This is a genomic window from Abiotrophia defectiva ATCC 49176 (assembly GCF_037041345.1).
Classification (GTDB): domain Bacteria; phylum Bacillota; class Bacilli; order Lactobacillales; family Aerococcaceae; genus Abiotrophia.
This window is the reverse complement of the sequence record NZ_CP146287.1, coordinates 522,949-537,056: the sequence shown is the minus strand read 5'-3', so window position 1 is coordinate 537,056 and position 14,108 is coordinate 522,949. Positions and strand designations below refer to the sequence as shown.

At 50.8% G+C, this 14,108-nt stretch carries 12 protein-coding genes; 3 read left to right on the top strand and 9 right to left on the bottom strand.

The window, feature by feature from the left end; translation table 11 throughout:
• Window positions 1-29: 29 nt before the first annotated feature.
• Complete coding sequence (locus tag V7R82_RS02550; RefSeq protein WP_338543213.1) at window positions 30-1,952, bottom strand: BglG family transcription antiterminator; 1,923 nt, start codon at window positions 1,950-1,952, stop codon at window positions 30-32.
• 208 nt (window positions 1,953-2,160) lie between these two features.
• Here V7R82_RS02550 and V7R82_RS02545 point away from each other — a divergent pair, with 208 nt between their 5' ends.
• Window positions 2,161-3,066 (top strand): CPBP family intramembrane glutamic endopeptidase, encoded by a 906-nt coding sequence (locus tag V7R82_RS02545; protein WP_338543212.1) that lies wholly within the window; start codon window positions 2,161-2,163, stop codon window positions 3,064-3,066.
• A gap of 72 nt (window positions 3,067-3,138) precedes the next feature.
• On the opposite strand, the gene V7R82_RS02540 is transcribed toward V7R82_RS02545, so the two are convergent.
• From V7R82_RS02540 to thrC, 5 genes are all read right to left on the bottom strand, one after another.
• A complete protein-coding gene (locus V7R82_RS02540; RefSeq protein WP_291454295.1) occupies window positions 3,139-3,795 on the bottom strand; it encodes a YoaK family protein in 657 nt (218 codons plus the stop codon).
• Between the two features lie 72 nt (window positions 3,796-3,867).
• Complete coding sequence (locus V7R82_RS02535) at window positions 3,868-5,385, bottom strand: ATP-binding cassette domain-containing protein (RefSeq protein ID WP_338543210.1); 1,518 nt, start codon at window positions 5,383-5,385, stop codon at window positions 3,868-3,870.
• Between the two features lie 364 nt (window positions 5,386-5,749).
• Window positions 5,750-5,941: a CsbD family protein gene (locus tag V7R82_RS02530; protein ID WP_291454379.1), complete on the bottom strand. Its 192-nt coding sequence runs from the start codon at window positions 5,939-5,941 to the stop codon at window positions 5,750-5,752.
• 107 nt (window positions 5,942-6,048) lie between these two features.
• Window positions 6,049-6,471 (bottom strand): GNAT family N-acetyltransferase, encoded by a 423-nt coding sequence (locus V7R82_RS02525; protein WP_291454380.1) that lies wholly within the window; start codon window positions 6,469-6,471, stop codon window positions 6,049-6,051.
• Window positions 6,472-6,503: 32 nt separating this feature from the next.
• Window positions 6,504-7,994, bottom strand: a complete 1,491-nt coding sequence (gene thrC, locus V7R82_RS02520; protein WP_291454381.1) for a threonine synthase — start codon at window positions 7,992-7,994, stop codon at window positions 6,504-6,506.
• A 120-nt stretch (window positions 7,995-8,114) separates the two neighbouring features.
• Between thrC and V7R82_RS02515 the strand changes: the two genes are divergently transcribed.
• Together V7R82_RS02515 and V7R82_RS02510 are read left to right on the top strand one after the other, a co-directional pair.
• Window positions 8,115-8,816: an AzlC family ABC transporter permease gene (locus V7R82_RS02515; protein ID WP_338543209.1), complete on the top strand. Its 702-nt coding sequence runs from the start codon at window positions 8,115-8,117 to the stop codon at window positions 8,814-8,816.
• Complete coding sequence (locus tag V7R82_RS02510) at window positions 8,813-9,139, top strand: branched-chain amino acid transporter permease (RefSeq protein WP_306486735.1); 327 nt, start codon at window positions 8,813-8,815, stop codon at window positions 9,137-9,139. The genes V7R82_RS02515 and V7R82_RS02510 overlap by 4 nt, the downstream gene beginning before the upstream one ends.
• A gap of 46 nt (window positions 9,140-9,185) precedes the next feature.
• Here the strand turns inward: V7R82_RS02510 and V7R82_RS02505 are convergent, their stop codons facing one another.
• From V7R82_RS02505 to V7R82_RS02495, 3 genes are all read right to left on the bottom strand, one after another.
• Complete coding sequence (locus V7R82_RS02505; protein ID WP_338543206.1) at window positions 9,186-9,899, bottom strand: hypothetical protein; 714 nt, start codon at window positions 9,897-9,899, stop codon at window positions 9,186-9,188.
• The gene (locus V7R82_RS02500; RefSeq protein ID WP_338543204.1) at window positions 9,896-10,840 is read right to left on the bottom strand and encodes a polysaccharide deacetylase family protein; all 945 of its coding nucleotides are present in this window, start codon (window positions 10,838-10,840) and stop codon (window positions 9,896-9,898) included. Before V7R82_RS02500 ends, V7R82_RS02505 begins: the two co-directional genes overlap by 4 nt.
• A gap of 166 nt (window positions 10,841-11,006) precedes the next feature.
• Window positions 11,007-13,955, bottom strand: a complete 2,949-nt coding sequence (locus V7R82_RS02495; RefSeq protein WP_338543202.1) for a SpaA isopeptide-forming pilin-related protein — start codon at window positions 13,953-13,955, stop codon at window positions 11,007-11,009.
• Window positions 13,956-14,108: the final 153 nt, after the last annotated feature.

Sequence of the window (14,108 nt, the reverse complement as noted above, 5' to 3'; positions counted from 1 at the left end):
ATTACCTCCTTTCCTATAAAATAAACTTGCTAACGAGATGGATGGGGAAATTCGCCCACAATAGCGGCCAAGAAGTCGTCGCGACTGCTGGCGGCTAAGAGGGACTTGAGCTGACGCGGATGGGCTAGGCACTGGCCTAGCCATTTGAAGAAGACCTGGGTGAAGGCCCAGTCACTGTCCTTAAGCGCCAAGAGAATGACGAGTTTAACCGGGTAGCGGCCCCACTCAATGGGACTGGCTAGGTTGGCAATGGCTAACACAGACTGGTGACTGTGAGCTTGTAGGGGATGGGGAATGGCCAAGGCATAGTCAAAGTCCGTCGACGACAGGGCTTCGCGCTCCAAGACCGAAGGCAGAAAGTCCGGCGTCACATAACCGGCTTGGGCCAAATCCTGAGCCATAAGGGTCAGGACTTGCTCGGGACTATTGGCCTGCAAGTCTTGATAGAAGAAACGTGACTCCAGAAAGTCCCCCAATTGTAGGGCCAGCTGAATAGCTGTCTGACGCTGTTCTACTTGGTTAAGCAAACTAACCAAGGCTAGCTCATCTTCCTCATTGAAGAAGGTAGAGACCTGCAAGGTCGGGAGGCCCATACTCTGAGCCAGAGGCATAAAACTAATGACTAAGTCGACAGGCTGATGCAGGAGCTGGGCTTCACTGACATAATCATATTGGGCTAGAATTTCCAGCCGGTGGCCGAAGCTAGCCTTGAGCCGGTCGATTGAGGATTGCATCAGAGGGTAGTGCTGGGGCGCCAACAAAATGGCTCGCGCCTTCCAAGGCCGCTCCAGGCGAGAATAGGAACTGCCGATATGGACAGCAATCAGCCCGATTTCGGCTTCGGATAAGACCACGCCTAGGCGGCTCCCCAACCAAGTGGTGACCGTCACGGCTAGGTCGAAGACCAGCGGATACTGGCGTTTCATATCTTGGAGGAAGAGATTGGGCAGCTCCACTTGATAATGGAGGCGTTCGATTAGGCCTTGAAGGTGAAGATGGAAGCGATCCTTAAAGTCGGCATCACTGAGAAAATCCAAGCCCACCAAGTCTTGTAGGTGCTGGCCCAAGTCTTGGACCAAGCGGGTCAAATCCAGGGGGCTGCCCTGATAGATGACCTGTGAGGCTAGCTCATGCATGGCCTGATAAGCTTCCAGCAGACGGCCAATACTGTAGGCTTCAGAAGCTGGAATCCGACACTTATATTGCTTACCCACCCCCTGCAAGAACTTGCGAGCTAAGGCTTCTTCCTTAGGCACTAGAGGCGGTAGGTTCTGACGATGATAGAGAAATTGACCGGCCAGCATACGCTGAACCGCAATCCCGACGTGCAGGAGTAAGATAGGTAAACTGGCAGGCCGAAGCTGATAGTCTGCCTGCTTGAGCAGGCCTTGGAAATAGTGGGCCACCCAGACCATGTCAAACTCTTCGTATATGGCTAAGACCTTATCCAGATTCAAGAAATCGCCCTGAAGTTCTGAGGTCAGGAGCTCCCGATAGAAGCGGCGCTTCTGGAATTCAGGGCCCTTAAGCTGCCAGCCCTTGGCATCATGTTGTAGGTCTAAATCCGGGTAGGCCCCCACCAACTGACCTACTTGATGCAAGTCCATGGTTAGGGTTTGGGGGCTGACATAGAGGTCTTGGCTCAGCTCCTTGAGGGTCTGAGGCTGACTGTCAGCCAATAGGAGTTTGAGTATATAATGTAGCCTTTCTTCCTGACTCTGCGGCAGGCCCAGAGGACTGGGCTGATTGGAGTCTTCCAGGGCTTGGGCCACTAGCCGATAACCCTTGTGGTGATGAGTCTGGATGGCCCCGGGATAGTCTTGCTTTAACTTGTTCATATCAGAGCGAATGGTCCGGTCGGAGACGCCTAACAGAGCCGCTAGGTCCCGCCCCTTGAGCCAGCCTTGTGACTGGGCCAAAATGACCATGAGCTGTTCCTGTCGTGTCTGCATAAGCGCCCTCCTCCTAGGCTGTGACATCGCTTTCTCTCAATTCTATTATAACATTTTATGTGCCATCTAATCGCTAAAGTTATTTCCTAAGCTTAGGAAATGGCCGAAAAATCAAGAAAAGTATGGAACTGATTCCGAGATTGGCTGATTTTTTACATTTGCCTTGACCTGCCAAGAGCCTTATACTAGAAGAAAAGGAGGTGGCTTAATGCCATTTATCAAAGCTAAATCAAGCCAAGCATCCGGTTGGGGTTGGATGCTTTCCATGCTGGCCTTTCCCCTCTTGTTTCACCACCTTCAGGACTGGCAGACCAAGGCCACCCTATGGGGCATCACACACCCCCGCTTCCAAATCCTCAATTGGACCCACCCCGACTTGGTGGCCCCACTCGTAAACGTCATGGCCCTCTTTTCGACCTTGATCCCCCTCTTGGGCTTCGCCCTCTACGGTTGGACCCTGGGCCGGCGGTCCTGGCAATCGATGGGCTTCAAGCGCCCCTTGATTGGCCCCTATCTACTGGGCTTTATCCTAGGTGGCCTGCAACTGCTAGCCTGCCTCATCATCCCCGCCCTACTGGGCCACTTATCGCTAGAGCGCATTAGCCAGACGCCCGTCCTGGTCACCCTACTCTATCTAGCCGGCTTCCTGGTTCAGGGGCTGAGCGAAGAAGTCATCTGCCGGGGCTATCTCATGAATGGCCTGGCCCTACGCTTCCCAACCTGGTTAGCGGTCCTGGCCAACTCCCTGATTTTTGCCGCCATGCATCTGGGTAATCCCAATGTCTCGACCCTGGCTCTGGTCAACCTGACCCTGGCCGGCCTGACCTTCTCCCTCCTCTTCGCCTATACGGAAAATATCTGGTTTGTGGGGGCAGCCCATTCAGCTTGGAACTTCGTGCAAGGACCTGTTCTGGGTATCCAAGTATCAGGTCTCAGCCTGCCTTTTCCTATCTGGCGCACCCGCCTACAAGGCCCTAAACTCTGGACTGGTGGCGACTTTGGACTAGAAGGTGGTCTCTACTGCCTGCTTGTCGAAGTCCTGGCCATTCTAATCCTAATCTATCTAGTCAAGGCCAAGTCACAGAAAAAAGTTCAACTAGAAGCAAAAAGCTGAGACTTAGTCTCAGCTTCTTTTTTACCACATAAAAAATCCCCTTATATCCTATAGGATATAAGGGGATTTTGCTTAGGCTGCTTGATGACAGTGGCGGAGGATAAAGTAATAGGTCCCCGTCACCAGATAGGCCAGAGCCAAGACCAAAATCATGCTGATAGCAGAATGATTAAGCCAGATATAGGTCAGGAGGCCTCCTACTAGGAAGCAGGCGATGCTTGCCATGTAGAAGATAATCTTGTGGCCATCTTCCTTATAGCCCCGCAAGTAACGTCCTAGCGCAAAGCCAGTATCAGTCAAGTAACCCGTAAAATGCGAACTGCGGACAATCATGCCGCGATAGTAGATAAACATACCATTTTGGGTCCCCATACCGAAGGCCAAGAGATAGAGCCAGCTAGCCTGCCAGTTGAGGGCATAGCTTAAGCCCAATAAGAGGCCAAAGCTAATCAACAAAACACCGTAACGGTTGCCTAGGCGGAAGGCTTTATCAGAGAATAAGAGGCCACTTAGCATGCTCCCAGCTATAAAGGCCAGCAAGGTCAAGGCCAGACGGCTGGCCGCTTCCCCTTCCCCCCTTGCTAAGGCCAGCACAAGTTGGGTCAGATTGCCCGTCATATGGGTCGATGGCGTAGCCACCAGCCACAGCGTCGTCACGTTGACCGCCCCCGCCAGGCTACTGAGTAAGCCAATCCAAATGGCTAGCAGGATTCCTTTAGGCTCTTTCATTGCTTTGCTCCTCTCAAGTCCAATACCTATTCATTCTATCACAAAGACCTAGACCTCAACAAGGCAATTCCGCTATTGCCTGCCGGCTGGTTCCAAAGCCAAACGCCGGTCGCAGACCTGATCCAGGAAGAGTTGGTCATGGGAAACCGCCAGAATGGCCCCGGGGAAGTCGCGGAAAATTTGCCTTACTTCAGCCTGAGACAAGGGCGAGAAATTACGGCTAGGCTCGTCCAGTAACAAGACATTGACCTCCATCAGATTCAACTTAAGCAGGAGCAACTTGGCCTGCTGGCCCCCAGACAGTTGGCTAATGGGATGAAGCATCTCATCAGGGTCGAAGCGTAGGCTACCCAGATAGGTCATGAGCTTAGTCTTCTCCTCCTGGCTACCCGATTCCTGGAGAAAGTCCAAGGGCGTCTGATCCTGAGGCAGGACCTGGCGATAATCTTGGGGCATATAACCCAGACGAATGCCCGGCCGGTCGGTCAGCCAGTTACGAACTTGTTTCAAGAGGGTAGATTTGCCCACCCCATTAGGGCCCACTAGCCCGATTTTCTCCTGGCCTCGCCACTCTAAGGTCAGGGGTTGGGTCAGCGCGCGCCCCTCTAGGCGGACCACATAGTCCGGCTCGTTAATCAGCCATTTGCTGGCGGGCAAGGGATGGGGGCAAGGCAGTTTGACCAAGATGGCATCCTCTTGAATGGGAATCTCCAGCATGTCTTCAGCCTGACGCTCCAAGCGCCGGCCCACAGACTTAACATTTCGCATTTTCTTAGCCAAGAGACGACCCAAGCTAGAATCATGGGCCTGACGCAATTGATGCTGGACCTTGTCATGCATTTGCCGATGTCGAGCCTCTTGCTTGGCCTGCTCCTCCTGCTGTTTGCGGGCTAGCTGGCCCTGACGCTGGAACTGGGCCTCTCGTTGATTGCGATAGGTCTCATAGTCCAGATTGACCAGATGAACCCGGCTAGCCTTGTGATTATTGATTGTCTCAATATGCAGAATGCGATTGGCCACTTGAGACAGGAAGGCCTCATCATGGGAAATAAAGAGGACCGCTGCCGGCAAACTAGCCAGGGTCCGGCTGAGCCAGTCCAGTGTGGCCAAGTCCAAGTCATTGGAAGGCTCATCCAAGAGCAGACAATCCGGCTCCAAGGCCAGGGTCCGTGCCAACTGCAATTTGAGCTTCTCTCCCCCTGACAGAGTCCCCATAAGCTGCTGGCTGGTGAGCCGATCGGGGTCAAAGCCTAATTGGCTGACTAGCTGATAGAAGTAACCATAGTCTATTTGCTCGGCTAAGACCGGATCAAAGCAATAAGCCTCGATGGTCAAACCTTCATCTTGGGCTGGGAAAGTCTGGCCAATCCAGACCGTCCGGCCAAAGGAATTAGAACAAGTGCCGGTCACCTCGACATAAGGCAGGGGCGCATCCGGCTGCCTGAGCCAGTTCAAGAGCGAGGACTTGCCGCAGCCTTCCTCGCCAATCAAGGCTAGCTTGTCGCCTGGCTTCAAGTCAAAGGACAGGGAAGGAATTAAGACCTTGAGGTCTTGTTGATGGGTCATGGTAAAATTTTCAACGTGTAACATCTGCTACCTCCTATATAAAGAGGGACCGATGCCCTATCTAGCGTCGGTCCCAGTTTGGAAGCAAATGGATGAAGCCAAAGAAAGAGTCTGCGCCCTAATATAAGGTGCGCCTGCCCTAGCTGCTTGTACCTCTTCACTAAAATTGACCGCACTAAATAAAGCCATCTTGATCCTTTATTTAGTAATTGACAATTTTAGTTAACTTTCATCGGCACAAGTACCTCCTTGGTGAATTACCTTTAGTATACGCTTACTTGTCGGGGAATGCAAGAGATTTATTAAGCTGGCCTCTCTTCCTCCAAGCACAAAAAAAGCACCCCTAGACTTGAGGGGTACTGGTGATGCTAAGCTTGTTTTACTTGGATTATTTGCCCAAGGAATTTTTGATGCCTTCCACTGCACCTTTGGCAGCTTCAGCCACGTCATGAGCCACTTCTTTGGCTTTACTAACTACGCCTTCTACGACGCCTTCAGTTTCAAGGCCTTTGTCGCCAGTTGCTTTACCTGCCACTTCCTTGACTTTGCCAGCAGCTTGGTCGAGTTTATCTTCCAACATCTCAGTCCCCTCCTTTCTACTATGATGACTTTAGTCTACCACGTTAAGGTCCCCAGTACGAATTATTTGCCTAGCCATAGCAAATAAAAAGAGACTAGGACAGCGTCCTAATCTCCTTGATTGGCTAAAAATCCAGTTAGCTCCGCCTGGGCAAAGCCCACTAAGCCACGGCGGTCATACCATTCCCGGACAGACTGGTTCCAAGGCGTGGTGTCAGTCACCAGAAAGACCTGACGATAGGCCCGGCTGGCTTCCTGAATTCGATTCAGCAATTGTCGGCCTATGCCCTGCTTCTGATAGGCTGGCAGAACTAAGATGTCTTGAATCAAGGCCACATAGTGGCCATCTCCCACTGTTCGCACCAGCCCCACTAGCTGGTCTTGGTCCCAGGCGCTGATGACATCTTGGGAAGCCGCCAGCATCTGACCCAGGTCAGATACCTGGTCTAGGTAGGCAGTCCAACCGACTGCCTGATAGAGCGGTCGCAACTGGACATCAGAAATCTCCTTATCATGACGATAATTGATCATCTTGAGCACCCTCTTTCTTAGGAATTTGACGATTAGAGCCCCAACTTAGCCAAGATGCTGGCCTTCATACCGGCCACATCTACCACTTCATTATGACGGATTTGGGCTTCTTTGACTTCGAGAACGGCCGCAGGCTGTGGCACGCCAGAGATAGCTTCCAATTGGTCCACCAGGGTCAGGTCATCCACCTCAGGGTCTAAGTCCTGGAAGGACTGCATGACAGAGCGTGGGAACTTGTAAGGGCTGGCGGTCGAAGCGATTAAGGTTGGCGTGGTGTCGCCTGTCTCCTGACGGTAGTCGCTGTAAACCGAAGTGGCTACTGCCGTATGTGGGTCTAAAACATAGCCGGTCGCTTCATAGACGGCCTTAATGCTAGCTTCGATTTGGGCCTCATCGGCGTAACCGCCGTAGAAATCAGCATAGGTTGCCTGCATTTGAGGCGTCACTTGGTAGTGACCTTGGTCCACTAATTGCTTCATATAAGCAGCCGTTTGGGCCGCATCATTACCGGTCGCATGGTAAATCAAACGCTCTAGGTTGCTAGAGATGAGGATATCCATGGATGGTGAGTTGGTCACATAGAAAGGACGTTGGCGGTCGTAGACGCCGGTCTTGAAGAAGTCAGTTAAGACATTGTTCTTGTTAGAGGCACAGATGAAGGTCTTGATTGGCAAGCCCATTTGACGAGCATAGTAGGCCGCCAAAATGTTACCGAAGTTACCGGTTGGCACATCCACATTGATGGCGTCGCCTAAAGCAATGACACCTTGGCTCACCAGTTGCAAGTAGGCAAAGACATAGTAAGCCACTTGGGGAATGAGCCGGCCAATGTTGATGGAGTTGGCACTTGAGAATTGGTAGCCAGCCGCCGCAATTTGTTGATTGAGCGCTTGGTCCCCGAAGAGGGCCTTGACTTGGCTTTGGGCATCATCGAAGTTGCTGGTAATCCCTACTACATAGGTGTTGTCACCCTTCTGAGTCAGCATTTGCAGTTCTTGGATATGGCTGACGCCGCCCTTAGGATAGAAGACCACAATCTTAGTGCCGGGCACATCCGCAAAGCCGGCCATGGCCGCCTTACCGGTATCGCCGGATGTGGCAGTCAGGATGACGATTTCCTTGTCAGAGCCTTGTTTTTTAGCCGAAGTGGTCATGAGATAAGGCAGGATGGACAGGGCCATATCCTTGAAGGCGATGGTCTGGCCATGGAAGAGCTCCAGATAGTAGGCATCCCCTACCTTCTTAACTGGGGTCAATTCTGGCGTGTCGAACTTGTCGCTGTTATAGGCCCCATCGATGCAGGCCTGTAATTCTTCCTGGCTGAAGTCATCAAAATAAGCCTTCATGACGGTAAAGGCAACCTCCTGATAGGACTTGCCCACTAGGTCAGCCAGAGGGACTGGCAGTTTGGGATGCTCCACCGGCACGTAGAGGCCCCCGTCTTCCGCAATCCCCTTGAGGATGGCTTGAGAAGCGGTGACACGGTTTTCTGGGTTACGAGTACTTTGGTAATATAAGGTCATGGTGACTTCCCTCTTTTCACGTTAAATCTTCACTTGGTCATTATACCATAAGTCAGGTGGACTTGACAGGGCCAAGGAAGGCAATTAGAATGGGAATATTAACGATGTCGAGGTGAATCAATGAAACGTGCTCTCTCCCCTGTCTTCCCTAAGACTATCCCTATTATGACGGGATTTCTCTTCCTAGGATTCTCCCTGGGCATGTTAGCCGTCAGCAAGGGATTCCCACCCTACTTGCCGGTCTTAATGTCCCTCTTTATTTTCGCTGGTTCCATGGAGTTTGTGACCTTGCAGCTCTTGCTTGCTGCCTTCAACCCACTCCAGGCCTTGCTCTTGACCCTCATGGTCAATGCCCGCCATCTCTTCTATGGCCTGGCCATGCTGGACAAATACCACCATCTGGGCTGGCAGCAGCCCTATCTGATCTTCGGCATGTGTGATGAGTCCTTCTCCATTAATGTGACGCTAGACTTACCGCAAGACCTTGACCGAGGCTGGGCCTACTTCCATGTGACCTGGCTCAACCAATTCTACTGGGTCTGTGCGACGGCCATGGGGGCTTTTATTGGTCCCTACCTGCCCATTAATGTCAAGGGCATGGACTTCGTCCTCAATGCCCTCTTCATTGTCTTGCTGATTGAACAATGGCGTTCCCACCGTCAACACTCCGCTGCCTTTATTGGCTTAGGCGCATCGGTTCTCTGTTTGGTTCTCTTTGGACCGGAAAACTTTATGATTCCGGCCATGATTCTCATGTTAGTCCTCTTTGGCTACCGCTACTGGCAGCAGAAACAGCAGCAAGACCAGGGGGTGAGCGCATGACACCTTGGCAGCAAGCGATTACCATTGCCCTAGTCGTTCTAGGAACGGTGCTGACACGTTTTCTAGCCTTCTGGATCTTCCCAGCTCACAAGCGGCCTCCCGCCTTCGTCAACTACTTAGGCCAAATGCTACCCACTGCCGTCATGGGACTCCTAGTCGTCTATGCCTTCCGCCATCTCAGCCCTAGTCTGCCCCAAGACAGTCTGCTTTTGATTGGCGCAGCCCTTATCACAGCTGTCTGCCACCTCTGGAAGCGCAACTTCCTCCTTAGCATCGCGCTGGGCACTGCCGTCTATATGCTGGGCTTACATTTATTAGGATAAGAAAAACGAGCTAGGAGGCATCCTAGCTCGTTATTTTTATATTCAATTAAACTAGCACATTCAAGAGACCCATAAGTCCCATGCCTAGGAAGACGGCATAGGGAATAATCGGGCGCTTAGCCTGGCGGACCACCTCCTGATAGAGGTCCACAAAGGCCACATAGAAGAGATAGCCAGCCATGAGTTGATTGAGGACGGCTAGGCTGATTAAGGAGCCCATGCCCTCGATTAGAACAAAGCCAAGGCCTATCCCGGCTAAATTACCAAGTACCAACCAGAGCCAGGTGCCAGCCTTAGCTGGACGGCTTAATTCCCGAATGGTCATAGCTTCCACTAAGGCGTGCGGCGCCGTTAGGAAGAGATAGGCGGTTCCCAACCAAGGATTAACCCGGCAGAGACTATAAATCAGGACCCCTTCCAGCATATTTTGGAGGGTGAAGGCCCCTAGGCGCAGGCGCCCGCTCGGTGCCCATCCAACAAAGGAATGAAGACCTGACATGAGGATAACTGGGGTAAAGAAAAGAATAAGGCTAAACAAAGTGGCCATGCGGAAACCCAAAATCCCCATAAGGGTGGGCTGGGTAGAAGGCAATAAATCGAAGAAGACTAATTCTAGCCAGATGCCGCAGGTCAACAAGAGTAGTTGGCTGCGAACCCAAGGCCGTTGCTGTAACTTAGGGCCTAAGTGCCAGCCCCAAAAGGTGGCTAAGGCATAGGCAGCCATGCCCAAGCCTAGGCCTAACCAAGCAAGTGGACTCATGTTAACACCCCAAATTCATAACCTTGAGACTTGAAGTAATCAATAATGTGAGGCAGGGCCTCAATGGTCAATTGCTTATCCGAAGCATCGTGCATGAGGATGACCCGGACCTTGGCATCAGGTGCTACATAGAAGGATTTTTCCATATAGGCTAACATGTCACTCGGCGTGGTTGGTCGGGCAGACGGTGTTTCCGCGTCGCCAGACATGCCATTCCAGTCCATCCAGTCAACATCTAGTTTCTTAAGGGAGGCATCCAGTTCTTCGGTCCCCTTCCAGGACATATGGCCACCTGGGTAACGCCAGACAGCCGTGTGGAAATCCCGACCTAGCACTTCCTGCATAGAAGCTTGGGTTTCCTTGACTTCCTTGACTACTTGTTTGACATCGACTACCCCGCCCGGAAAGAGACGGTTGTAATCATGACTGTAGGAATGAATCCCGATAGCATGTCCCTCGCGAATTTGCCGTTCTAACAAGGGGCGGGTCTTGTCTCCCACCGTCTTGCCAATCACGAAGAAGGTGGCTGGCACCTTCTTAGCCTTGAGAACATCTAAAATCTTAGGTGTCACTTCAAAGTTAACCCCGTCATCGAAGGTTAAAAATACTATTTTTTTATCTGAGGCTTTAGAATCGTAGAGTAGCTTACGCACATCCTGGGCCTTATAGGCATAGGCACTGGCCGCCTGGTTATGGTTAGAACCCTTAACCAGTTCTTGGTGCTTGCTTTCTACTTCCTTCTTACTGGACTCTTGACTGGCTGAAGATTGAGACTGCCCTGTTAAGGCTAGCTGACTTGAGCTAGACTGCTGAGAAGAGTCCTGCCCTTCAAGGGTCTGTAGGAAGAGCATGACAGATAAGATGCAGACTATACAGACCAGGCACAAAATAAGTGCCAATAAGCTATTATAAAGTAGATTCTTCTTGTCCTTTGACCGCATGCTATCGCCCTCGCTATATTTATATCCTTGACTACAATCCTATTATACTCCACTCATCCAGAAAATGCGACACTTTCTTATGATTTATGCCAAGCATTTTCTTACTTCACACAAAAATCACCTCGCCTAGAATACTTTCTAAAGCGAGGTGACTAGCTATTCTTTATTAAGCTTCATGATCCTCGTTTTGACTGTCATCCGCAGACGCTTGGGTCTTGCGGCGACGGAAGAAGAGAATAGCGCCGGCTAAGGCTATTAGAGCTAAAGCCAGTGGCGTTAACCAAGCCATAACTTGTTCACCCGTTGATGGCAACTTCCCGTCCTTACGTTCCACATTAGAAGTCTTAGTGGCCGTCACCTTGTCAGATGAGGAGCTAGAACTGGATGATGCCGCAACTTTTTCAGCTAATTGAATGGTCCGCTTAGCTGTCTGGCCGTTGGCTAGCGTTAATTTAATCTTAGTTTGATCCAGTTGGTAAGGCTCAGGTACTGCTACCACATAGTAGTCGTAGTCCCCTGCCTTGAGATCAGTAAAGGTCACTTTACCTTGAGCATCGGTCTTCAATTGTTGACTACCAACTGCTAAGGTCACATTCGCTACTGCCTGGCCTGAAACATTGACTACATTGAGTTCTAAGCTAGCTGCTTGAGACTTACGGCGCACCTTGAGTTCTGGATGTAAATCCGCCCCTGGCGCTACATCTAAGGTTTGAGCACCTGTTTCAGCTTGATAGCTGTCTGGCACTTCCTTAATGCCATAAGTATACTTGCCTGCTTCTAAGGCTTCGAAGAGAATATTCCCTTGGTCATCCGTTTGGCCTTCCAACTCACCTAAGTAAACTGTGACACCTGGGACAACCTGGTTGTTTTCGTCTACGACTTTAACTGTTACATTGGCTACTGCCTGTTGACGTTGAACGGTCAAAGTGACGGAGTGGTCAGTGTCAGAAGGTAATTCAGCGTCGCCTGATTGGGCACCTGTGTAATTTTCTGGCAAGTTGACAATCTCATAGTGGAAGGTCCCTGGGGTCAAGCCTTTGAAGACAGCTTGGCCGTATTCATTGGTGACTTGTACTTGGTCGCCAATCTTGACGCTAACGCCTGGTACTTCCTTGCCGGCATTGTCCAAAATTTTAACAGTCAAGTCGCGCTTCTCAGTTTGAGAAGAAGATGAGCTTGAAGAGGAAGCTTGGTCCTTACGGGTTACTTGTAAGGTAATGGAGTGATCCGTATCCATTGGCAATTCAGCTTCGCCGCTTGGCGTGCCTTCATAGCCGTCTGGCAACTTGGTCACTGCGTAGCGAACAATCCCTGGTGTCAGCCCCTTGAAGTGAGCATCCCCATTCTCGTCCGTTACAGCTGTCTGATCTTCAACCGTTACAGTGACACCCGCAACAATCTTCTGGTCTTGGTCTAAAATTTTGACCGTCAAATCACGTTTGGCTGCTGGAACTGCTGGGTTTTCAGCTTTCTTAGTCACTTGTAAAGTAATGGAATGGTCAGTGTCGCTTGGTAGTTCTGCATCACCACTTGGCGTGCCTTCATAACCGTCTGGCAAATCAGTCACGGCATAGTGAACCGTCCCTGGCGTCAAGCCTTTGAAGTGGGCATCCCCATTCTCGTCGGTGACCGCCGTTTGCTCTTCCACCTTAACAGTTACACCTGGCACAAGTTTTTGTTCTTGGTCTAAGATTTTAACCGTCAAGTCACGCTTAGCAGCTTGGGATTCAGCCTTCTTAGTTACTTGTAAAGTGATGGAGTGGTCGGTGTCGCTTGGTAATTCAGCTTCACCACTTGGGGTCCCTTCGTAACCGTCTGGTAATTGGGTGACTGCATAGTGAACCTTACCAGGCGTTAGGCCTTTGAAGTGGGCATCCCCGTTTTCATCCGTCACGGCTGTTTGACCTTCAACGGTTACCGTCACACCTGGCACAAGTTTTTGTTCTTGGTCTAAGACCTTAACGGTCAAGTCGCGCTTAGCAGCTGGTGCCTCACTAGAAGCTGCTGCCTTCTTAGCTACTTGTAAAGTAATGGAATGGTCGGTGTCGCTTGGCAGTTGGGCTTCACCACTTGGTGTCCCCTCATAGCCTTCTGGCAAGTTAGTCACGGCATAGTGAACCGTTCCTGGCGTCAAGCCCTTGAAGTGGGCATCCCCATTTTCATCAGTGACAGCTGTTTGGTCTTCTACTGTTAACGTTACGCCGGCCACAGGCTTCTGCTCTTGATCTAAAACCTTCAGGGTTAAATCGCGCTTAGTCACTTGAGGCTCAGCCTTCTTAGCTACTTGTAAGGTAATAGAATGGTCAGTGTCACTTGGTAGTTCAGCTTCACCGCTTGGGTTGCCTTCATAACCTGCTGGCAATTGGGTCACCGCATAGTGAACTGTTCCAGGCGTGAGATTCTTGAAGTGGGCATCCCCATTTTCATCCGTTACGGCTGTTTGGCCTTCCACGGTGACCGTGGCACCTGGCACAATTTCTTGCGCTTGGTCTAAGACCTTGACCGTCAAGTTGCGCTTCACTTCTGGCGCCTGGCTAGAGGTTTGGGCTGGTGCTTGTGGCGCACTGCCTGCCCCTTCTTGGTCAGACAAGGTAACGGCTAACTTAGAGACCATTTTCTGATGGTCAGCACTTTCTAAGTCAGGGCCTGCCTTGACTTCGAAGGCCACTTCATAGTAGGCCTGACCTTGGTCGTCTGTCTTGAGACTGCCCTTGTCAGACTGTTCCTGTAATTGCTTGTTGGCGGCGATATCTTGTTCTGACCGCTTAGGAATAGAGGTTTCAACTTTTTGTGCCTTAAGGACCTTGTCCGCACGTTTGAAACCTTGACCATCATACAAGCGTAAACGATACTTACCAGCGGTTAACTTAGGTGCTTCGCTAGCTTGGGCGTCAGATTCATGACGATAAACGACATTGCCTGCCTCGTCCAGGATTTCGTAGGTTGCATTTTCCTGACGTTTTGGCGGATTGGCATCAACTTGCAACAGAATATCCACCGATACTTCAATCGGTGAGTTAGGATTCACTTGCGCTAGGACCAGTCCAGAAGGTACATAGGTCGCTAACATTCCGGCAACTGCAAGGGCAGCGCCAATTTTTCTTAAGCGATTCATACTCTCGCCTCCTTTACCCATATATTACCACATTCAATCGACCCTGTGGGCCATGTCAATAAGAAGTCTAGATTAAATCAATAATCTTCATCATAAATTCATAAATAGGAAAAAATTGGCACTTGATAAAACCGCACCTAGGCCTATTGTATA